Origin of the sequence: Limnobacter thiooxidans (assembly GCF_036323495.1) — a bacterium.
Classification (GTDB): Bacteria; Pseudomonadota; Gammaproteobacteria; order Burkholderiales; family Burkholderiaceae_B; genus Limnobacter; species Limnobacter thiooxidans.
The window spans coordinates 1046297-1068430 of the sequence record NZ_AP028947.1 but is presented as its reverse complement, the minus strand read 5'-3'; the positions used below and the strand labels follow the sequence as shown (position 1 = coordinate 1068430).

The following is a 22134-nucleotide window of genomic DNA, read 5'->3' as shown; positions in this document are numbered from 1 at the left end:
AATGCTTGATGATGCGATAAGTGATTTTTTAGGTATAGATTCGAATAAATTTCCGAAAGAAAATCCAAAGTTAATTGTGTCGAGGTACGGTAGTTCAATGAATGAGCGCATTCAGGTAATCATGACCGCTTTTGAACATGAACTGCATAACAATCCGAATTTGGAGATAGCTGAGGCAATTGAAGTAGCCAAGGCCAAGATTTCCGAAAAATTTCCTGAAATTGGACAGTCTGGTCTTGATGCGCTTGAACGGGCCTTCTCTTATTGGTTTAAATGAATTCAGCCTTAAAGACAGGCTGATTTATTGGCCTTCCCTTGAGGAATTGGGAAACGAGTTGATAAAAATTACAAATGCTATCGCTATTGGATTAGTCCACCTTTCAATGACACCTCGATACCTCATCTTTTATCTGACCGTTTGTAACAGTCAGTTGGCTTTGCCAACTGACTACCCAGTTATCTGATTACGTACATACAACAACTCCCGCTTAAGTCAAACGAACTTTCCATTCTCTCCAGCCACTTACCTCTAATTCGAATGCAAAGTTTTCAGGTAAAGCTTGTCAAACAACTCAATCATTGTCGGTATTGATCTTGGCACCACGAACAGCTTGGTCGCCGTCATGGATCAGGGGCAGCCACGTATCCTGCCCAATTCCTTGGGCGAAAAACTCACTCCGTCTGTGGTTGGTCTGTGCAATGAGGGAAAGCTCATTGTTGGTCGATCTGCACGAAATCGATTGGTTACCCATCCAAAGCAAACAGCGGCCATGTTCAAGCGAAGTATGGGGACAGACCAACAGTTTGATTTGGGTGGCAAAAACTACTCGGCGACAGAACTCTCTGCATTGCTGTTACGTCATTTGAAAGATGAGGCGCAGGCGCAGCTGAACAGTGAAATTGTTGAGGCGGTTGTCAGCGTGCCGGCGTACTTTAATGAAAGCCAACGTCGTGCTACGAAGCAGGCTGGTGAGTTGGCAGGCTTGAAAATTGAACGCCTGATTAACGAACCTACCGCGGCTGCAATTTTCTGCTCAATGGCTGATTTGAGCAGAAACAAAACCGTGTTGGTGTTTGATCTGGGTGGCGGTACGCTGGATGTGACAATTCTCAATCAATACCAAAGCGTGATTGAAATCATCGCCACGGCTGGAAACCATCAACTGGGTGGCGAAGATTTAACCGACGCAATCGTTACCTACTTTTTGAAAGAGCATGATTTGTTGCGATCGGAAGTGGATTGCCATGAATTAGCACAACTTCGACATCACGTGGAATACATCAAGCGGGGACTGTCTCTCAAGGATGCGATCAGCACGCATGTGCAGCTTGCCGGTGTGTCAAGGCTACTTGTCCTGACTGCCGAAAAACTGGCATCGATTATTGAGCCACATCTACAAAAAATGCATGCCGTACTCAAGCAAGCTTTGCGCGATGCCGGGGTCATGACAACCCAGTTGGACGAAGTTATCTTGGTTGGTGGCGGTACACGCGCTTTGGCAGTGGCTGACCTTGTTCGGAAGTATTGTGGTTGTGAGGTGCTTCGGCACACGAATCCAGATGAGGCAATTGCCTTGGGTGCTGCACTGCAGGCGGCACTTAAATCACAAGACCAATCAATCAGCGATCTCATTCTCACTGATGTTTGCCCTCATAGTCTTGGTGTTGAAGTGGCCAACCGCGGATGGAGCGGGCAAATCCAGACTGGGCATTTCTCGTCAATCATCGACAGGAATGTGGTGGTGCCATGCAGCCGTGAGCGTCGTTTTTTCACGGTGAGTGACAATCAGACCGAAGTACGTCTCAAAGTGTATCAAGGCGAGCACCGTCGCGTCGAAAAGAACCTGTTGTTGGGTGAACTCCAGATTTCTGTTGATGCCCGACCTGCTGGCGAACAAGCCGTTGATGTTCGCTTTTCATATGACATCAACGGCCTATTGGAGGTCATCGCAAAAGTTGCACAAACAGGTCTTTCATACTCGAAACTGATGCTCCCTCAGCAGGGAGTTTTATCAGAGGAAGAAGTCACCCAATCGCTACAACGACTAAGCGCACTCAAAACACATCCTCGGGAAAAGCAGGTTAACCAAGTTCTTTTGACAAGGGCTGAGCGTGTTTTTCAAATGACACTGGGCCAACTTCGAGACCAACTTGAGCACTTGATACGTCAATATGAATTTGCCCTTGATTCTCAGGATGAGAGAAAAATTCGTGCTGCTGTAACCACTTTGTTACCCCTACTCGAACAACTTGATAACGAGGAAATCCAATGAATTGGTGGGAAGTGTTGAACGTTGATTCAAATGCAGATCTGAACAAAGTGCGGTTGGCGTATCTCGATTTATTGAAGTCGAACAAGCCGGAGGAAAATCCCGAGGGTTTCAAGTTGATTCGCGATGCTTTCGAAGGAGCAAAGCACCACCTGGAAAACCACCACCAGGTCACCAAACATGAGAACCCTGAAAACCCATTGAAAGAATGGATAGAAAACTATCAGAACTTTGAATCCAGAATTCAGCCCGAAAGTTGGCAAAAATTAATCGCAGCGCAGCGTGAATTGGCCGATGCAAAAATCTTTACCCAATTGGCTTTGGGATTGTTCGAGTTCCTGCTGAGGAACCCCTATTTGCCTGCATCAATCTGGAAACTTCTGGACGGGTACTTTGGCTGGATAAACAATGCCGAACGTTTGAACACCTACTTCAGCGAAGACGCTGTAGGGTATTTGTTGTATCGGGTCGAATATGGCAAATGGCTGCCCAAAATTGATTCTGTCAAGTTTCCACGATATTACAGCCACGAACAGACCCAAACATATTTTTATCACCGCGATCAGGTCTACCGATGCCTGCGAAACGGTGAGGTCTGTTCAACAGAATTGACCACACATCTAAAAAACAGCTTGTCGAAGGTTCAGGATGAAGAGGCATTTCTGATGCTTTTCATCGTGCATGGCAGGCAAGGCGAGGCCGATGCGCAAGTGCAAACGGCCAAGCTATACCTGGACTGTTTTCCAGATTCGGTCGATGCACAGCAAACCTGGTTTCAAGCAATGGTTTTCCAGAAAAGGCACACGGATGCAATTGAGTTTTTCCAGCACACACTGGAACAGCAGAACCCCAGCCTGGACGCACTGAAAATGGCAGCAAGCAGTGCGGAGGCTACCGGCAACATGACATTGGCCCAGAATTTGTATGACAAGGCGATTGTGCTTTGCCCCTGGGACTATGAGGCGAATTTCCACAAGTATTTACTTCAACTCAAGGAAGTAGAGGCGGCGAATGATCCAGTTTTAATGTGCATAGAGCGGGCTGAGGTGGAGGCTTTTCGCGGGTATCCGGATATTGCGCTTGAGTTGCTTACAGCTGCGGCGAAAGAGTTCTGCTATAGGACAGATACCAAATGCATTCATAGTCTGGAAAAACTGTCACTTGCCTTGTTGCGTTTGAACGCCTACGCACAACTCAAGGACCTGTTGAAACCTGTCATAAAAACCGGGACGAACAATCACGTGTTGCTGTTTTGCCTGGCCGAAGCTTACCGCGCTCTATTAAATCCGGGCAAGGCACTTGACCTGTTGAGTCAAGCCGATGAGACCTTACCCACGCTGTGGAGCAAAAGCAATGTGTTGCTCGAGTTGAGGCGGTATGGCGAGGCCAAGGAGGTGTGTACTACCTTACTGAACCATTCTCCAGCGGATTGGACTTTGTATCGATGCATGGGGCGCTGCGAAGAGGGTTTGGGCAATAGGCTGGAAGCACTTTCGCATTACCAAAAGTTACTTGAATTACAACCCGGGGAATTCGCATGCTATTGCGCTGTGATGGATCAAGCGCTTGCACTGGGAAAAATGGAACTGTTGCACACCACATTCCAGCAATTGCAGGTACGTGAAATTGCACCGCAGAATGTTCTGGATTATTGGGGCGTGTACGCAGCAGGCCTGGATTGCAAAGCAAAGGACGCGCTGTTGAAATGAGTGATCAAAACAATGAGCAGACCAAGCAGTGGTTTTTGGGACTTGGCGCAATGTTTCAAAAACGAGAAGGGTGGTCACATGAAACTTTTGGGCCGCGTGATATTGCCCCGAAAAACAAAGACTTCTACCGCCGGGCTTTGGCTGACAGTTGGGAAATCGAAAATCGGGATCAGCTGCATTCACAACTCGACTGGTTGTATACCAGTGGGCAGCAGGACAGTTATCTTGGGATACGCAATCAAATCTGTTGCATGAAGCGGGATCGGGTAGCCGCCTTGGCGAGTGAAATCGCTGAAGGTGACAAACAGCGTCTCAGACTCGGTGTGGTAATGCAATATCAGCATGCCTTGGGTGAAGGGGGTGTCCTTGGTTTTGACGCAGCGCGAGCGTTTTGGATATGCAAGGTGAGTTACTTGGTGGGCATTATGAGCGAGCAAGAGGCCTATGCGTGTTTGCATAAATTTGCTTTGCATGTCCAACCAAAATTCAACAGCTGGTACCACTACGGATTAAGTTACATGGTTGGTCGAGAGTTCTGGCGACCTAGCACCTCGACCGAGAGTCTGATTTTTTTGATGAAAGACGCAAAAGGCCTTGCCACCGACCCAGCGAGCCCATGGAAAACTCTCCCGTGGAAAGTGAGTTTACCCAAATCACTTTAACCAAGTAAACTCAAATGGGGATTTTTTGGAGGTCCCTGTTCAGTGCCACAGTGCTCACAATTCAATTTGTAAATTCTGGTTGGGATTCTGCACGCCACGCAGTTGACTTTCAAGGCTTCGATCGGGGGTCTTTGGTCAACTGTGGAAATTGATACGTCAATGTCATGACGGGTAACCAATACCTTTTCTCGATTTCTCAAGAAATAAAGTAACGCCGCCGTGGTAAACGGCGTCACTAACACGCTGCAGAAAACCCAAAAGAAAATGCTTCTGCCTTGTTTGGCAACCATCTTTGCAACTGCACAAAACATACAAAGGTAAACAATCGCAATCAGAATGGTCATGGCGAGTAACAGCGGAATTTAAAATTTTAGAGTGTGATACGGCTTGAGTGACCATGCAGCCCATAAGGTTCGATGGGACCTGATTCTGCCCACTTCCAAACCCGGTAAAAAAATGGGAGGATCAGCGTGCCACCGCAGTGCAACGAAAAACTTGCGCCTGTCTTCAATATTAAGTAGCTCGAATGCATCCAAACTGTCTGGGGATTCTTCCATGTCACAAACCAGCACCATGACCGTACGCTTGAACGCAACCTTGAGCGAATTTTTGGCTACCAAGGTTCATCAGGACGGCGCATATGAGAATGCTAGCGAATACATGCGCGACCTGATTAGGCCTGACATGGAACGAAAGGAACAGCAGGTTTTTGATCGCTTGAAGGCTGAGCTGACTCACGCTTTCTCGTCACCCGAGGACACATACCAACCCCTGACGGCTGCTGAAGTGATTGCGCGCAATACCGAAGCCCGTGCCAAGAAAGCAAAGGGCGGCTGAACGATGCCTGCCCTGCGTATCCAAGAGGCCGCCTCCTGGCGTCTGGATGAAATTTATCTCCACACCTTGGAGCGCTGGGGCGAAGCGCAAGCCAATCCCTAGGTCACCGGTCTGTTCGATGCATTTGAAAGAATCGAGTCGCATGCTGTGGTGTCAATCCAAGTACCGGCTGAGTACGGGGTCAAAGGCTTCTTTTTTCCTTATGAGCGACACTTCGTGTGCTGGCAGCGCTTGTCAAACAACGACATCGGCATAGTTACCATCTTGCACGAGCGCATGCACCAGATTGCGCGCTTTCAGGATAACTTTTTCGGGGAAGCCCCTTCTTAACAACCCCTTCCATAAAAAAACAAAAACTCAAATCACCGGTCTGCCCTGCAACGCTTGAACCAACGCATACACTGTCAGGCTGCTGTACAGCAATGCAAACACGGCCACAGGCCAGCGCCGTTCTTGCCCAAGCCAACGCGCAACAACCCATGCAAAAAGAGGTATCACATGCATGGCATGCACCCCAAGAAAATGCGCCACACGGTAATCCCCAAACTGGCGCGACCAGCCCAACAAGGGCAGATCATCGGGACCCGGCATGCCGCCCACCACGCTGGTGGGGCCACCCGCCATGACAATACCAACGCCTGCACCCAGTATGAAAGTCAAGCTCAGCCCCAGCACCAGGCCAAGTCGAAGCGCTGGCCCCACCAAGGGCTGTGGGCTGCGCCACAAGCCCCAGGCCAGCACGGCCGAAGCCGATGTCAACGTAAGGGCACCAATACCCATAAGCTGAAACATCACGAAGTGGAAGGTGTCGGTTTCATTGAAGTGCGAAGGCTCACCCCGCGCAGCCTGAAACACGATGTAGCCCAGCTCGAAAAAGGATGGCAGCATGGCACCCCACACCACGAACCGCCCTTTGCGAGTGGCTGCAAAGGCTTTGCCCGCCAAGGGAAGAAAGAATGCGAGGGTAAGCAGGTATATGCCCAGGCCCAGCTCGAAACGCATGGGCTTGGCCCAAATGGATGAACCATGAATCAAGCGCTCGTCGAACACCAAGGCAAACGCAGTAGGAATCATCAACAGCAGCAGTGCAATGCCTGCGGCGGCCAGTCGTGGTTCAAATGTGGGCAAACGGAAACTCAGTCGGGTCATCCACATGGCAGGGGATTGCGTTGCCCACCCTGCTGAGGAGAATACACCGCCCTGCTGCCACGCAAGGCGAAGCACCAAAAACAGCAGATACCCAACCGGGCCGAACATCAATGTCAGGGGCAGCAAAGGCAGCACCAGCCCATGCGGAATTCCCTCACGCTGCGCAGTACGCACTATCCAGCCACCGATCAACAGGTCGAAAGCAAGGTAGTGAAGCCAGCCCGCCAGCAGCAACGCATCGGATTCAAACAACACGCGCAACTCAGCCAGTGAATCGAAACTGCCATGTGCTGTTTGCCAAGCTGCAAGCACCAGACCTGTGTAGGCTGCGGCCAACAAAGCGGGTACCAAGGTCAACGCCAACAGTTGGCCCACACGCCAGCGCGGTGTGACTGCCAACAAGGCCCAGCCCAGCAGGGCGACGGCAGAGCCTGCAATAAAAACATCGTCGAACAACGCCAATTCAGTGACCATTTTTCCCTGCATCCAAACACTGCGCTTCCAGTTCCAGTTTTTCCAGCCACACCTGGTGCCACTTGATGTGCAGGCTACCGGGCATCATCAACTGCCCCAAGCGGCACAGCCAACCGTGCTGGGTTTCTTCGGTGAGCACATGGCAACCTGTCGCAGTCGGTGTGATCAGCCACGCGTGGTAAGCCCAGGTGCCAACACCCTTGGCATCCCAGGCCAATCGGGATTCAGGCTCAAACTCGCGCACATTGCAGTTGATACGCAGGCCCATGGTTTTCCAGCTGAAGTTCAAGTCTTGTTCCAGGGTGGTTGCGCCGCCTAAATCAACCTCGCTGGCCTGCGGATAAAAAGAAGGCCAGCGCTGTGCATCGATCAAGACCTGCCAAACCGAATCGGGAGAAGCGCGCACATTCAATTCATTGCGGATGTGGATGGGTACACGGCCTGGTCGAAATTCGTCAGGCCAATGAATTGCAGATGGCGAAGATTGAGTGGCAAAGTTGTTTGTGCTCATCGGGTAATTTCATCCTGAAGCGGTTGGACGGCTGGAGACCAATGCACGTGCTGCGCGACCTGTCAGCCACGCTTACCATGCACTGAAAACGTACCGGAAATTGATTGTGCTGAGGCTACCTGTGATGGGCGATGGCTTGGTTCAGCAGAAGGATACAAAAAAGCCCCCAAGACCGTCACGAGTCGTTGGGGGCACTACCCTCAAGGAAAGCGGAAACCACACCCCGCCAACTTGATCTTTCAATAAGCGCTTATGCGTTCACTTCAACTGGCACTTGTCGATAGGCTTTCAAATCGAACTGGCCCATTTGTGCGGCGTACTGCGTTGCAAAGCCGGGGAACATGGTGGCGTTGAAACCGTCTTCGGTCAGGTACCAGCTCTTGCAGCCTGAGTTCCAGTTGGTTTTGGCCAAACGTTTCTGAATGTTGGCATTGTGCTTGGCCTGTACATCGGGCTTCACGTCCAGCATTTTCAAATTGGAATCCAGAATTGTGCGAATACCTTTGACTGCATAGGCAATTTGCTGCTCCATGTACACCAGTGCGGAGTTGTGGCCAGGGCCACTGTTGGGTCCGAACATGATGTACAGGTTGGGGTAGCCGCTGACGTTGATGCTCTTGTACGCTTGCGCCCCACGCTGCCATTCTTTGGCCAACTCACGCCCACCCACACCGTGAATCGGATACGGTGTACCGCTTTTTGGCACATCAAAACCGGTGGCAAACACGATGCAATCCACGCGGTGTTCAATGCCTTCGGAGGTGCGAATGCCCTTCTCCACGATATTGGCAATCGGCCAGGTGATCAGCTCGCAGTTCTCTTTTTGCAAGGCGGGGTAATAATCATTGCTGACCAGAATTCGCTTGCAGCCCAGCTTGTAGTCGGGCTTCAACTGGCGGCGCATCCAGGGATCAGGCACTTGTGATTTCAAGAACGCTTGGCCCAAACGCTCGCCCAGGCGAGTCACTGGTGAACTCCAGATCACGGCCAGTGCCATGCTTTCATGCGCCCAGTACAATGCCTCGCGCACCGCCTTCTGTGTGAAGGGCAGTTTTGCAAACACCTTCTTGCTCAAATCCGATGTGGAGAAATCAGGACGCGGCATGACCCAGGCCGGTGTGCGCTGGAACACCTTGAGCACATCCACTTTCTTGACCAGTTCAGGAATGATCTGGATTGCACTTGCGCCCGTGCCGATTACTGCAACACGTTTGCCTGTGAAGTCGTACTCGTGGTCCCACTGGGCACTGTGAATTTTCTTGCCTTTGTAGTTTTCAAGGCCACGAATATTCGGGAAACTGGCGTTGGCCAAAGGGCCAGACGCCATGATGACGGCTTTGCCTTTCCACACCTTGCCATTGTCGGTGTGGATCATCCAGATACCTTGGGCCTCTTCGAACTCCACACGCGACACATTTTGCTGGTACTGAATCAGGCTACCCAGGCCGAAGTCATTCACCAGGCTGTGTACATAGCCCAGAATTTCCTTGCTGCCTGAATAGCTGCGTGACCAATTGGGATTGGGCGCAAAAGAAAAGCTGTACAGGTTTGAAGGAATATCGCAGGCCGCACCGGGGTACTGGTTGTCACGCCAGGTACCACCCACCTCAGCTGCGCGTTCCAGAATGGCGATGTTGTGCACGCCGGCTTCACGCAGTTTGATGGCTGTTCCAAGGCCGGCAAAGCCTGCGCCAATGATCAGGGTGTCGTACACATGCTCGCCGCTTTTTTCCGCGGCTTTGCGGCGTGTGGCTGTGCCCGCAGTGGCCGATGTTGTGGCCGAAGTTCTGGCCGTTGTTCTGGACTTTGGCTCAGCTTTCAATGCCTGTGCACGTGTGGTTTTCTCAGTCGTCATCTTAATTTCCCGTTCTTGTTCTTTCTCGTTCTTGCAATCAGGCCGTGGTGTGCCAGGTCAACTTGTTCACCCAGCTTGGCACTGCAGGCAGCCAGCTTTTCGGAATGTAGTTGGAGGCTTTCACCGCGGCATCCACGGGTGCATGGTAGAAGCGGTTTTTGCGGTCGATCACCCACTTGCCATGAAGGCGCATGATCTGATACCAGGGGTTGCGGCGACCTTCGGGTGTTTCACCACCGTACTTTTCAAACTTGGCCATGGCTTCATACAGCTTTTCTTCTTTCAAGCCCATGGTTACGATGTTGTCGCGCATGCGGTTTAGCAACGGGAAGTACACGGCCACGCCCAACAGCAATTTGGGGTTGATTGCAGTGGCAATCGATTCCAGCGCCAGGCGGTACATTGGGCCGTGACCCATCATTTCCAGCACGTGGAAGTCCACGCCAAGGTGGCGCGCTTCGTCGGAATTGATTTTCTTGAACACTTCGTGACACACGGGGTCTTTGACTTCATCCAGCAGGAACTTGCACAGTGCGCCGTCCAGCGTCACTTCCAGCATGGGGATCACACTGCCCAGCACGCTCAACGGCATGTCGTCGCTGTACTTGTCCAGCCACTCGATGGTCAATCGCAGGTTGATGTTTGGCTCGGGGATTTCGCCGTCTTCCAGCATGCCCCAGCGTTGCATCAAGGCCAGTTCGGCGTTGGCGTGGCGCTGCTCTTCAGCATGAAACCAGGTGTAAATTTCGCGCAGCGTGTCATTGGGCGCCTTCTTGGCCATGGCGGCAAAGCCGCGTGCACCAATGTGCTCAATCCATGTCAGGTCGGCCATGAAAGCTTTCAGCTTGGGCCACTGTTCTTCAGTGATCATTTCGCGTCCGGGTGCATCCCAGTCAATGTCGGCCAGGGCCCATTGATTTTCCTTGATGCGACGCAGTGTTTTTTCCAGATCGAGTTGAGGCATTTGTCAGTACTCCTTAAAAAGCTTTAGCGGCCACACGGGCCAACAAACCAGCACCGCGTGTATAGCTGCGGGGCATCAAGCGCTTCATGCGCCAAATCATGCGTGCATCAAGCTGTGGCAACACATACAGTTGCCCCTTGTCCAATGCATTCAGTGTTTCTTTGGCCACGCCGTCAGCGGACACGCCGGTCCACTCCATCAGCTTGTTGGCAAGTTGGTTGGAAGCCGCATCAATGCGGCCGTCCTTGGTGATGTTGGTTTTGACGAAGGTGGGGCAAAGGGCGGTGACATTCACGCCAGTTCCGGCCATTTCAGCGGCCAGGGTTTCGCTCAGCGCCAAGGCACCCGCCTTGGTGACGTTGTAGGCGCTCATCAAAGGCGCAGCAGCGAAGCTTGCTGTAGAGGCCACATTGATGATGCCGCACTTCTTCGCAGCGCCTTTCTTGCGCAGGCGGGGAGCAAACACGTGGCAACCGTGGATCACGCCCCACAGGTTCACGCCAATGGTCCACTTCCAGTCGTCAATGGTGGTTTCACCCACCGGCTTTCCACCCGCACCCACGCCTGCGTTGTTGATCACCAGGTCAATCGCTGTGTCGTGGTCAGTGCCACCAAAAATACGTTCAGCCTCAATGGCCAGGGCTTCGACGTCTTTCAGTTTGCTGACGTCGCATTTCACGGCCCAGGCCTGCGCAACAAACACGAGATCGGGGTTTTTCAGTTTGCCTGCCACCATGTCCATGATCAGGTCCACGGTTTCCTGTGCACGCTCCTTGCTGATGTCGGCACACACCACGCGGCCACCGCGGCGAACAATTTCCATGGCGAAGGCCCGGCCAATGCCACTGCCTGCTCCGGTGACTACTGCGTTGGCACCCTTGGTGATTTTCTTGCCGAACATTGAATTCCCTTAGTTCACTTGGTTGAGCTTGGCAAATGCTTGACACATTGACCGTGACATTGAACAATGTCATATTAAAACGAACGTTTGTTCGGATTCAATTCGGATTTTTTATGGCCAGAAAACCAAAACAGAATCGCTCCCAAAACACTGTGGACACCATTGTTCAGGGTGCCTTCATCGCCCTGTCCAAACATGGCGCAGAAGGCGCAACAACAAGGCAGATTGCGGAATGTGCCGGGGTCGGCGTGGGTTCAATTTACGAGTACTTCGAGAACAAGGAAGCCATTTTCGGCGCGATGGGGGAACAATTTTCCCGTGAGCTGGTGGCCTTGATTCAGACAGCAGCCCCTTCCCTTGTTCGGCTTTCGCTTCGCGATGCGGTGTATGAATTGATCGCCCAAACCGCAGAGTTTCTGAGAAAAGACAACGAACTGTACCTGCGCTGCGCCAGGGAGTCAGCCTTGATGGAAAAGCATGTGCCTTTTGGACAGGTTTACCGGGCTCTGGCTGACCTGTTTATTCAACACGCCATCAAGCATCCGGAAATTCTGAGGCTGAACAATTTGCAGACCATGGCTTACATTTTCATCAACAGCGGCATGGCCACTATGATTCGCTATTTGAACCACCCCAACCCCGGTTTTTCATTTGATGATCTGGCCAAAGGGCTGGCGGACATGGCGGGGCATTATGTGGAGAAAGAACTCAGTCAGTTGTAATGACAGTTGTAAGCGGCCCGACAAGGTTCTCGCCTATACTGCTTCAAACAAATGAGAAAAATCCGGAGACATTCATGCGTCAACTGATGCGTTCATTTCAACGCACCGCCTTGCTTTCATTGGCTGTAGTGCTCACAGCCTGCAGCCCCCCCGCCCCAGATTCCATGGAAAAAATGGCCAACGGCAACATTGCTGAAATTCGGGGCTTGAACACGGAGCAACTGACCTTTGTCACCCGCAACCGAATCGTGACCCTGTTTGCAACCGACGCCTACAACATCATGCGGGAAATGAAACGCTTCTACCCACAGGAATTCAACAGCCACCCCACCCTGTCAGTGCAGGCGGTGACCGAATTGAAAAACCAGAAAGGTGAAGTGTTTCAAAACCAGCCGCTGTTTACGGTGCATTGGCGCCGCCCAGACCTGAACCAGCTGGACCTGGATTCGAAGTTCAGCCTGGACACGGAGGAAATTCTGCTTTACGCCGACCGCGTTGAATCACAAAGCCTGGTCGGTGACCAGGTGTTGATTGAACATTGCACCGTGACGGGCAATGGTGAAAAACGCCAACGTTTTTGTGACCAAGTGCTTGAAGGCCTGTTCAACAAGTAAAGCGCAACATTCAGTTTGAAAAACGGGTCAGTGACATGGTCACTTTCCCGCCTTTCATAATGGACGTGTTCAGTGGTTCATCCCTTTCCAATTTCACAAGACCCACACCGGGTGCATACCATTCGGTGTGATTGATCAGGATTTCCTGGTAACCCGCGCTGGCATCGGCATAAAAAACCATCTTGCCCGTGCCATCTACACGCACGCATTTTTCGAATACACCGGCAGGCGTTTCAACCGTTTCATCCAGTGCGGCTATTTCATACACCATGTCAAACGGCTTGATACTGGCATTGGCTTGATCAAACGGAGGCATCCAGTGCATCACATACGGACTGGTATCCAGTGTCCAGGTGTAACCCAGCCGAAGATTGCGGCCCTTGGGCAGAATCAGCCTGGCTTCCTTGTCCACCTGGGGCTTGGTTTCAACCACCAGGCGCTTGGCCACACGGTAAAAACCATCATCACGTTCCTGGATGAAATAGTCTGTTCCGTCCGAGGTGCGGCGTACGAACCCTTCAATTTCCTTTTCGCCTGACAGAAAACCTGTTTCACCCAGTGTGCGAATTTCCAGTTGCTTGTTGTTTTTGCCGTCGGGCATCACCTTGTTCAGGCTGTAGCTCCAGGAGCTTCCACTTTCCAACGGAAAATAATCCTTGTCACCCAGCAGGGAACAGGATGAGAGGGGCAAAGTCAGAGTCAGCGCCAGTGCGGCCACACGCAGTTTTTTCAACATGGCTTATTTCTCCGGCAATTGGGGGTCGGGCAGATCCGTGAACTCCAGGTCAATTTTCCTGTCTGCAATCCGGGTGTTGTCACGCGCAGCCTGAGGATCGAACAAGGCGCCCCCCACTTCACCAATTTGAAGGTTGCCATTGCGCATCTGGCGCTGTGCGGCGTCGAGCTTGGCATGCAAATCCTTGCCATACGGCAGCACATAAGCACGCGGTGTGTCAGCAGGTTTGTCATTGCTCAAATCACTGGCCCAAACAAACAGGCGCCCTTCTATGCCTTCCGCCTTGTCAGGTTCTTCCACCACCACTGCGTAAAACAGAAAACGCTTGGGTAACTCGGCTTGGCTGGGCCAACCCTGTGCGTCTTGCCAGTTGATGTAACTGACCCAGTAAAAACCGACAGACACGACAATCAGGATCAACTTGGTGACCCACTTCATCTGCCCGAAAATCAGGGCCAGCAGCAACAGGGCTGCGAGGAAAATATAGGCAATGCCCAAACCCACTAACACTTCATTCATTTGCCGTCTGCCTTCACCAAAGATTTTTCAAGTTGGTTGATGTTGCTCACCGTGCCATTGGCATCGATCGAAAATCGCACTGCCGTGGCTTCGTCGCCTTCCTGCTGCATGTTCACGGTGGAGTAATGCAGCACTTTCAACTTCGGGTTGACCTCGGCCACGTAAATGTTCACGGGCACAGGGAGCTTGTTTTCGGTTTTGTAGTAATGCAGGTTGATGATGTACTCACCTGGCGGGCGGCCACGTATGGTCAGCACTTCCTGATTCAACGGGTTTACAAATGTTTTGCCCTCGATTTCCTGCGTGTCGTTGGCCAAACCACGGTCATCTCGGTCCAGGTGCAAGAGACCATCTTGCGGCCGCATGAACCACACCTGCGCACCGGCAGGCCCGGCAGCCCACACATCAATGTCATTGGGGTCGTTGTCAGGCCAGCTCACCGTGACCAGAAATTCGGCCTTGGGGTCGATGATGCCGCTTTTGGCTGGCGGATTCAGCAACAGCAAAGCCATCAAAAACAGGAATGTGAAAATCAACAGCGCGTTGAAGATCAAGTCCGTGAATGGGTCCAGCTCAAAGTCCGGTTTGTGATTGAAAAGAGCCATACGACTCAGGCCGCCTTGACAGTTCGATGCGCAAAGTCAACCGTGTCAGCAACAAGGCGATCGGCATGCCGGTCCAGCAAGAGCAATTGAATACTCAACAAGATACTGCCAACCAAACCGACCAGCGTGGTGTTCATGGCCACGGCCATGCCCTGGGTCATTTGCTGCATCAGGGTTTTGATGTCAGAAATGTCCAGTTGCTCCAGCCCCTCCAGGCTACCCAACATGATCGTGAACCCGACCACGGTTCCAAGCAGGCCCAACTTCAACATCAAACCGGTGACAAACCAACCCACCTGGTGCGTGCCACGCGCTTTTTCGGCCATCACCTCGGCCATCAACTGGCTTTCATGGGGAGTGTTGCCACAGTGGGTCAAGTAGTCATTACAAATTGACTGGCCTTGATTGAAGGTGCGCAGACCCCGTTTGAATTGATCGAAGTAAAGAGACTGCAAGCTGAGGTAAATGCTGCGCCAGCCGGCCAAACCACTGCCCAACAAAAAAGCCAGAATGATCACCACGCAAATTCTGGTGTTGTCAGTCAATACAATCCACTGAAGCAGGCCTTTGTCCCACGTCATGTAAAGGCCAAAACCAGTCAGGCTGGTCAGTAACAACCACAGCAAAAACAGGGTGTGTGTTTTGTAGGTATTCAATGCGAATCATCCCCTTGTTGTTGTTCTCCTGTTCCAGTTTGAAACAACTGGAATGGGGTGCGCGGTTTTGGACCGCACAACAAGAGGCTAAAAGCAAGCCTCGTTCCACATCGATCTTAAAACGCAAACGGCTCGGTTTGATGGAATATCCGTTGAATGTTCAACTGGTGGGTTTCAAGCGCTTGGGCGTTGGCGCGGGGGTCAGTTTCAGGCAGAACAGGATTTTTAAAACGTGTAATGTCGGCACTGATTTGTTCGATCAGTTCCACTTCGCTGAAGCCTGCCTCAAGCCCATACAACACAGTTTGATGTACCTGTACGAAATAATGAAGATTGCGATCAATCCATTCGGCGTCTAAAGCACCGAATGAGGTTAGTACTGTTTCATCGGACTTTAACTGGGTTTTCAATCGGCCCAGAAAATTGACACGGTCAATCACATTGCCATCGTAGAGATCGGGGATGTCGCGATTTTGCAGTGCTGAACCCACCCACCACAGTTTCAAGTCTGCGTTGCGAAGTACCAGTGCTTCTTCAGTCTCCAGGTCCTTGTGCAATCTGTATTTCCACTTCACCCAATCACTTTGCAACACACCCAAATGACCTGTCTGTGTTTTTAATACGCGTTCAGGCACCAGGGACTCGGTGCCCTTCACGGAGTCACCGCCCATGCGTTCTGAAAAATTCTCGATGCATGTCGGGCAACGTGCCTTCATCAGGTCTGCTGTGCGCTTGCCCGCCACCAAGCGGTTTGCAAACGATTCGCCTGAGACAACAGTGTCCTTGAATACATTTCGAAAACCCACATTGCCCAGTACATGCTCAGGCTTGGGCTGGGAATTCAGTACCCAAAACGGCTTGGTACCAAACTTTGAGCGAATGGCTTTTGCGGCGCTTTCACCCACAGCTGCAGTTGCACCTGAATCAATCACCAGCAACGCTTTGGGTGAATCGACCACAACAATCGACAAGGCAAAATTCTTCCCTTCAGCAGGCAGGCTTTGTCCTGCGCATGTCCACTCATGAACTGTGGCACGGTGCTGTTGCCAGCATGGTTCACCTTGCGCACTGGCGGGCAGCGTCAGAAAAACAGGGATGACTGAAAAAATAAAAGTGGGGAATTTAAAGCGCATCAAAAATACAGGGCCTGAATCAATGCAACTACAAGAGCATATCTGATTCAGGCCTCAGCTCAAACCACTAGAACCGGAGACTCAGGCCAAGCCACGCATTTCGGGGAGTACCTGGTGCGAGGAAGGTTTCATAAGTGATGTCATCCTCTTCTTCAACAAGTGCGCCATTGCGATCAAATATATTGCCGCCCAGCACCGCCCCGTTGAAATACTTTCGGTCAAACACGTTATTCAACCGGGCAATGACGGTGAGGTTTTTGCTCAATGAGTGATTCATGCCCAGATTGAACACCGCAAAACCCGGAATTTTTCCATTGTCCCTGAATTCAACCGGCCCTTGACCTGGAACGTTGACGACACCTGCCTGATGCTGGTTGTTCTCGTTACCTCGCGCATATTGCTCACTTTGTGCTTGCATGTCGACAAACAGGGTGGTGAGCGCACTCGCTTTGTAGCCCAGCGACAACTTCACATTGTGCTCGGCTAGACCTGGTATCTTGTTACCGGGTTGCACCTGGATGAACCCGCCTTCTACTGCAGGGTCTCCGTTCAAATCCACTGCACTGCTGTTGCCTTCACTGGCCAGTCGCGCTGCGCTTTGAAAGGTGGCATCCAGGTATTGGTAACTTGCCCCAAAGTTCCAGGCTGAAACGTCCCAGTCAAAATCAAGCTCCAACCCTTGCCTGCGGGTTTTTCCATAATTCTGAAAAAAACCGCCTGAGCCTGCTCCATCTGTTACAAACAGAATGTCGTTCTTGTTGTCAGCCTTGAATAGGTTGAATGAGAAACCATACTGGTTGGCGCCACTCGCCCAACGTGTGCGATACCCGCCTTCCACCGTGGTGGTAATGACCTGTTCAAGAAAGGGGTCTGCCGCCATGGCATTGGGCAACAAGCAGGGAAACTCTGGATCGGAGCAAGCCAGTTCGACAGGTGTCGGCACACGGTTGCTGGTTCCTGCACTGGCGTACCATGTCGAATTGATTGCGGGTTGATAGGACAAACCAATGGAGGGGTTAAAACGCTGATAGGTGTAATCGTTGTTCAAACCAGGGCTGGCTTCGCCCTCAACATTGATCAACACCGGGCTGAGGTGATCCGTGGTTTTGACAGACGCATGGTTGTAACGCCCCCCCAGCAACAGGGTGGTTTTTTCGCCAACAGCCCACACATCTTGAGCATAAATACCAAACTGTCGATTGCTGGCTTCCACATTGACTTGCTCAATTGGCGCATACAACTCGCCCACAGTTCTGTCGGCATTGAATATCCCAAGCGCATAGCTGCGGCGAAAATCAGATTTGCCAAATTCAAGCTGGGTTCCCACCAGCAACTTGTGGGCACCCAGCGGTGCAAAGGCATATTGCAAACCCAGCCCAATTACGTCCTGATTCAACACACCCCGGTTGTTGGCACCAGGGCAATCTGCCGTATTGGGGTCGATTGCTGCGGGATCATTTTCGTCAAAAGTCACAGTACCTGGGGCGTAGGCCAGCGCTGCGGGTGCGCTACACGCCACATTGTAGGTACCGGGCCCCAAATTGGCTTCTATGCCCGGCAAGTCGGGCTCGAAGGGTGTCACACCGAATCGGTAATCTTCGTTTTCATTGGCATCGCCGTTGAACGTTCTGGATTTTGAACTGCGATAGTATGCGTTCGCACTCAGCTCGGCACCGCTTTTCAGGAAACGGGTGAAATCCACGGCAAACTGCCCACCCGTGTTCTGGGTATTGTCAAAGTAAGTGAAGGACTGGGCACGATTTTGTTCATAAAAACTTCTCGGCACCACACCGTTTCCGTTCAAATCGGACTCATAAAGTGACAGGCTGAAGTTGGTTTGCGTGTCACCCGAAGTTACACCCATTTTCCCGAACAATTGCATGACCGAACTGGGAGACATGATGCGCCAGCCATCTTCCTTGAATGAATTGAAGTTCACATAGAAATCGCGTTGTGTTGGCTCGTCAATCCAGCCTTTTTGCAAACCAAACCGAGTTCGACCAAAGTCGCCAAGCTCGGCATCCAGTTGGGTCCCTTGAAAGTCACGACCGCTTTTGGTCTGCATCACAATGGCGCCGCCCAGAGAATTCAAACCGAACTGGGGCATGGTGCCAGGCAGAACGGTCACCTCCTTCAAAGCCGATTGGGGTATGGCATCAAATCGAACCACATCACCAAATGTTTCGTTCTGGCGCACGCCATCCACATAGACCGACAAACCAGGGGGCGTACCCAACAAAGGCGTTACAGAAAACCCGCGGTAGGTGACATCTGACTGATACGGGTTGCCCTGATTGTCGGTAACCTGCACGCCACTGATGCCGCGAAACAGGCTACGGCTAAGTGATTCCCGGTCGGTGTCATTCCTCAATGAATCTGGCTTCTTGACACTAAAAGGCGCCTGCTCAATCGGCAAGGCGCCACCCGGCAGTGGTGTGGTGGAAATAACCTGCACTTCCTGAAGCTGCTGCGCCTGAACAGGCACGAACAAAGAATAAAGAGAAAGCGCCACTAGACTGCGGCGCATGCAGAGATGACGGTACATGAACATAAAAAACCCTTGGCAGGTATTGACTGTGTTTTATGAAGTCTCGCAGCTTGCCTGCTCTGCGCGCCATGGAGATTGGCCAGGCAAGCACGTGACTTGTTTGATCACATCTTCAATTATTCTGCCAAAATCGAACAGGGAAGTTTTCCCGAAAATGAATTTGGACCTGTTGCAAACCTGGTTTCTGGTGCACATTGTTGCAATTCTTCAAAGGTAATCATTCCATGCGGCTTCGCGAGCTTTTGGTTCGGCGTTTACTCACCTGGCTGGGACTTTGGGCCCTGTGCTGCGTACTTGTTGTGTTCATGATGGGCCGGCTGGATGTCAAGACCGAATACACCAGCGCTTCAATCATGGTTGGCGACCTGCACCGCGCACTGTCGCGTGTTGAACCCTTGGGCAACCTGGAGTTCGAATTGTTTCGTCAACAGCTTGCTGAAGCCAAAGCGAATCAGGAGCGCCGTGAAACACGTCGTGAACTGCTGTTGACCAGCGCGATGTTGTTGTTGATGGCTGCAGGAAGCGGCATTGTGGTGTGGTATTCGCTGAAACCGGCCCTGAACCAACCCCTTCAGGAACTGGTGCAATGGCTGGGGGACTATGAACAATCGGAACGCCATACCTTCGCATCCGACAAACTGCCCACAAGCCAGACCACATTCAAGATTGATGAGCTGAAAAGTATTCACGACAGCGTTTTGCAACTGATCCAAACACTGAATGCAGAACAGCAAAAAAGCCGACGCCTGCTGAATCATGTGATCGACGCGCAAGAAAAAGAACGCGAGACAATTGCCCAGGATCTTCACGACTACTTTGGGCAGTCATTGACGTCGATTTCCGTGAATTCGGCCTTTTTGGTCAAGAGCACCGATTCTTATACTCGCGAAGCTGCGCAAGCAGTGCATGACCAAACGCAGGAAATGATGGGTTGGCTGCGCAGTTCACTGAGGGAATTAAAGCCCCATCTGCTTCTGGATGTTTCCCTTCGAGATGCCGCACTGGATTTGCTCGACAACTGGGCGCGACGGCATGGCTGGTACGTCGACTTTGCCTGGGACCCTGGCACGCCGCCGCTACCGAAAGAGGCCCCCATCGCACTGTACAGAACATTGCAGGAAGCGCTGACCAATGTGGCCCGACATTCCACCGCCAAGAAGGTCAAAGTGCTTGCCGGATTTGATCGGGAAAAATCGGAGTTCATCCTGATTGTCGAAAATGACGGTGTGCGCGAAACCAAGGCAGTGAGCCCTTCACTCGGACTGACAGGTATTCGTGAACGAATCAGCAACCTGAATGGCAGAGTCCGCTGGAGCACGGACAAAGAATCATTTGTATTGACCTGCTTTTTGCCCGTGGAGAACCTGCCGAATGTCCCTTGAATCCCGAATTATCCTGGTTGACGACCATGCGGCGGTGCGCTCAGGGTACAAGCGCTTTATCGACACTGAACATGATCTGCGAGTGGTTGGTGAGGCCTGCAATGCGGAGGAGGCCTTCGCTTTACTTAAAACAATCCCGTGCGACGCACTGGTGCTCGACATCAGCATGCCTGGCCAAAGTGGGCTGGAACTCATCAAACGGGTGCGGCTGAAATGGCCGCGTTTGCCCTTGGTGGTTCTGTCGATGCACGACAGCCCTGTGGTGGCGAGCAAAGCACTGGAACAAGGTGCCAAAGGATATGTCACCAAATCAAGCGATCCGGATGAGTTGATCATCGCCTTGCGAAAAGCCATGAACGAACAAACCCATGTGTCACCGGACATTCAAAGCCAAGGATTGATTATCGAAAACGTTCACTCGCAACCTGGATTGCCCGTGCATGAAGCGGAAGGCCATTCGGTGGACGGTGCGACCACAAACACCAGTGGGTTAACCCCACGAGAGGTCGATGTAGTGCGGTTGTTGGTAGAGGGAAAAACAATTGATCAGGTGGCAACCAGCCTGGGGATCAGCAGCAAGACGGTGAGTAACAACCTGTCACAGATCCGGCAAAAAGTTGGTGTGCAAACCGACTTCGAGCTGGCATTTTGGGCTTGGAGTCAGGGTTTTGGAAGAAAACCACCTGGCTTTGGCGACTGAATAACCGGGAGTAATCCCCATTCGTATTTTCCCTTATTTTTCGGAAAAACAGGGACTTGCGCCTTGCAACCTGTTGCGTTCTCGGGGATATTCAAGCCACAACCAAAACATGACAACACCACTCAGGAGGATTTCCGCATGATGTTTCGCACAGCAAAAACTGCCATTCTGGCTGCCACAATCACTGGCTTGGTATTTGCAGCAACACCAGCCAAAGCCGAATTCATCAACATCCTGACAGGCGGTACATCAGGCATTTATTACCCGATTGGTGTCGCTCTTTCCAAAGTGTACGGCGACAACATCAAAGGTGCGCGCACCCAGGTTCAAGCGACCAAAGCATCTGTTGAAAACCTGAACCTACTGCAACAAGGTCGCGGAGAATTGGGTATTTCTCTGGGTGATTCAGTGAAGCTGGCTTGGGAAGGCGATGCAGACGCAGGCTTCAAAGCTCCTTTGAAAAAACTGCGCGGCATTGCAGCAATCTACCCCAACTACGTTCAAATTGTGGCGTCGAAATCCTCTGGTATTACCACACTCGAACAACTGAAGGGCAAGGGACTTTCTGTGGGTGCAGCCAAGTCGGGCACTGAATTGAACGCACGTGCCATTTTGGGTGCGGCAGGCCTTGGCTATAAAGACCTGGGCAAAACAGAATACCTGCCCTATGCCGAATCTGTGGAGCTGATGAAAAACCGCCAGTTGGATGCAACATTGCAGTCGGCCGGGCTGGGTGTGGCTTCCTTGAAAGACCTGTCTGCATCGATGGAAGTGAATATGGTGGCAGTACCGGCAAGCGTGGTTAAAAAACTGGGGGCACCTTATGTTGAAGGCACCATTCCTGCCGGTACCTACCAAGGGCAAACCAAGGATGTACCCACAGCAGCAATCGTGAACTTCCTGATTACCCATTCGGACGTTTCGGATGAAGCGGCTTATCAAATGACCAAGCTGCTGTGGGAAAACCTGCCCGCCTTGCGCTCAGCCCACAAGGCAGCCGAAGCAATCAAGTTTGAAAACGCCTTGCAGGGTATGCCAGTGCCCTTGCACCCCGGTGCAGAGAAGTTTTACAAAGAAAAAGGCTTGATCAAGTAAGCGGGCGGTTGCAACAGCTGTCACAGTTGCATTAGTTGTCGAAGCTGCCACATCCCGCCGGGGGGTGGCTTTCAACCTCAATTACCTTGTAG

21 protein-coding genes are annotated in these 22134 nt (G+C 51.8%); 10 read left to right on the top strand and 11 right to left on the bottom strand.

From position 1 onward, the window contains the following. The first annotated feature begins 1 nt into the window (after position 1). The 5 genes from RGQ30_RS04865 to RGQ30_RS04845 all read left to right on the top strand — a co-directional run bounded on the left by RGQ30_RS04865 (position 2) and on the right by RGQ30_RS04845 (position 5478). Positions 2-277, top strand: coding sequence for a hypothetical protein (locus RGQ30_RS04865; protein ID WP_130558065.1), 276 nt, complete (start codon positions 2-4; stop codon positions 275-277). A 283-nt stretch (positions 278-560) separates the two neighbouring features. Beyond that, entirely contained in the window at positions 561-2273 is a 1713-nt protein-coding gene (locus tag RGQ30_RS04860; RefSeq protein WP_130558066.1) for an Hsp70 family protein, read from the top strand. Continuing rightward, positions 2270-3979: a J domain-containing protein gene (locus RGQ30_RS04855; RefSeq protein WP_130558067.1), complete on the top strand. Its 1710-nt coding sequence runs from the start codon at positions 2270-2272 to the stop codon at positions 3977-3979. Before RGQ30_RS04860 ends, RGQ30_RS04855 begins: the two co-directional genes overlap by 4 nt. Beyond that, entirely contained in the window at positions 3976-4641 is a 666-nt protein-coding gene (locus tag RGQ30_RS04850; protein WP_130558068.1) for a DUF1266 domain-containing protein, read from the top strand. The genes RGQ30_RS04855 and RGQ30_RS04850 overlap by 4 nt, the downstream gene beginning before the upstream one ends. Positions 4642-5196: 555 nt before the next feature. Beyond that, complete coding sequence (locus RGQ30_RS04845) at positions 5197-5478, top strand: ribbon-helix-helix domain-containing protein (protein ID WP_130558069.1); 282 nt, start codon at positions 5197-5199, stop codon at positions 5476-5478. Positions 5479-5835: 357 nt separating this feature from the next. Here the strand turns inward: RGQ30_RS04845 and RGQ30_RS04840 are convergent, their stop codons facing one another. The 5 genes from RGQ30_RS04840 to RGQ30_RS04820 form a co-directional block, all read right to left on the bottom strand. Beyond that, complete coding sequence (locus RGQ30_RS04840; RefSeq protein ID WP_130558070.1) at positions 5836-7101, bottom strand: ABA4-like family protein; 1266 nt, start codon at positions 7099-7101, stop codon at positions 5836-5838. Beyond that, positions 7091-7612 carry an SRPBCC family protein gene (locus RGQ30_RS04835; protein ID WP_130558071.1) on the bottom strand — a complete coding sequence of 174 codons (522 nt, stop codon included), beginning with the start codon at positions 7610-7612 and terminating at the stop codon, positions 7091-7093. The genes RGQ30_RS04840 and RGQ30_RS04835 overlap by 11 nt, the downstream gene beginning before the upstream one ends. Positions 7613-7862: 250 nt before the next feature. After that, positions 7863-9467, bottom strand: a complete 1605-nt coding sequence (locus RGQ30_RS04830) for a flavin-containing monooxygenase (protein WP_130558072.1) — start codon at positions 9465-9467, stop codon at positions 7863-7865. A 37-nt stretch (positions 9468-9504) separates the two neighbouring features. After that, positions 9505-10431, bottom strand: a complete 927-nt coding sequence (locus RGQ30_RS04825; RefSeq protein WP_130558073.1) for a ferritin-like domain-containing protein — start codon at positions 10429-10431, stop codon at positions 9505-9507. 13 nt (positions 10432-10444) lie between these two features. Beyond that, entirely contained in the window at positions 10445-11332 is an 888-nt protein-coding gene (locus RGQ30_RS04820; RefSeq protein WP_130558074.1) for an SDR family NAD(P)-dependent oxidoreductase, read from the bottom strand. A 113-nt stretch (positions 11333-11445) separates the two neighbouring features. On the opposite strand from RGQ30_RS04820, the gene RGQ30_RS04815 reads away from it, so the two are divergent. Both RGQ30_RS04815 and RGQ30_RS04810 read left to right on the top strand, forming a co-directional pair. Next, positions 11446-12054 (top strand): TetR/AcrR family transcriptional regulator, encoded by a 609-nt coding sequence (locus RGQ30_RS04815; RefSeq protein ID WP_298215664.1) that lies wholly within the window; start codon positions 11446-11448, stop codon positions 12052-12054. A gap of 74 nt (positions 12055-12128) precedes the next feature. Continuing rightward, positions 12129-12668 carry a hypothetical protein gene (locus tag RGQ30_RS04810; protein WP_130558076.1) on the top strand — a complete coding sequence of 180 codons (540 nt, stop codon included), beginning with the start codon at positions 12129-12131 and terminating at the stop codon, positions 12666-12668. Between the two features lie 10 nt (positions 12669-12678). On the opposite strand, the gene RGQ30_RS04805 is transcribed toward RGQ30_RS04810, so the two are convergent. The 6 genes from RGQ30_RS04805 to RGQ30_RS04780 form a co-directional block, all read right to left on the bottom strand. Further along, on the bottom strand, positions 12679-13404 hold the full coding sequence (locus RGQ30_RS04805; protein WP_130558077.1) for a hypothetical protein: 726 nt from the start codon (positions 13402-13404) through the stop codon (positions 12679-12681). A gap of 3 nt (positions 13405-13407) precedes the next feature. Beyond that, a complete protein-coding gene (locus RGQ30_RS04800) occupies positions 13408-13923 on the bottom strand; it encodes a hypothetical protein (protein ID WP_130558078.1) in 516 nt (171 codons plus the stop codon). Further along, entirely contained in the window at positions 13920-14528 is a 609-nt protein-coding gene (locus RGQ30_RS04795; protein WP_130558079.1) for a hypothetical protein, read from the bottom strand. Before RGQ30_RS04795 ends, RGQ30_RS04800 begins: the two co-directional genes overlap by 4 nt. Before the next feature lie 5 nt (positions 14529-14533). After that, on the bottom strand, positions 14534-15184 hold the full coding sequence (locus RGQ30_RS04790) for a MotA/TolQ/ExbB proton channel family protein (protein WP_130558080.1): 651 nt from the start codon (positions 15182-15184) through the stop codon (positions 14534-14536). 116 nt (positions 15185-15300) lie between these two features. Further along, the gene (locus RGQ30_RS04785; protein WP_130558081.1) at positions 15301-16317 is read right to left on the bottom strand and encodes an MBL fold metallo-hydrolase; all 1017 of its coding nucleotides are present in this window, start codon (positions 16315-16317) and stop codon (positions 15301-15303) included. Positions 16318-16384: 67 nt separating this feature from the next. Further along, positions 16385-18844, bottom strand: coding sequence for a TonB-dependent receptor (locus tag RGQ30_RS04780; protein WP_338284814.1), 2460 nt, complete (start codon positions 18842-18844; stop codon positions 16385-16387). 218 nt (positions 18845-19062) lie between these two features. On the opposite strand from RGQ30_RS04780, the gene RGQ30_RS04775 reads away from it, so the two are divergent. The 3 genes from RGQ30_RS04775 to RGQ30_RS04765 all read left to right on the top strand — a co-directional run bounded on the left by RGQ30_RS04775 (position 19063) and on the right by RGQ30_RS04765 (position 22042). Continuing rightward, positions 19063-20247 carry a histidine kinase gene (locus RGQ30_RS04775; protein WP_130558083.1) on the top strand — a complete coding sequence of 395 codons (1185 nt, stop codon included), beginning with the start codon at positions 19063-19065 and terminating at the stop codon, positions 20245-20247. Then, positions 20237-20947, top strand: a complete 711-nt coding sequence (locus RGQ30_RS04770; protein ID WP_130558084.1) for a response regulator transcription factor — start codon at positions 20237-20239, stop codon at positions 20945-20947. The genes RGQ30_RS04775 and RGQ30_RS04770 overlap by 11 nt, the downstream gene beginning before the upstream one ends. Positions 20948-21085: 138 nt before the next feature. Then, on the top strand, positions 21086-22042 hold the full coding sequence (locus tag RGQ30_RS04765) for a TAXI family TRAP transporter solute-binding subunit (protein ID WP_338284813.1): 957 nt from the start codon (positions 21086-21088) through the stop codon (positions 22040-22042). Positions 22043-22134: the final 92 nt, after the last annotated feature.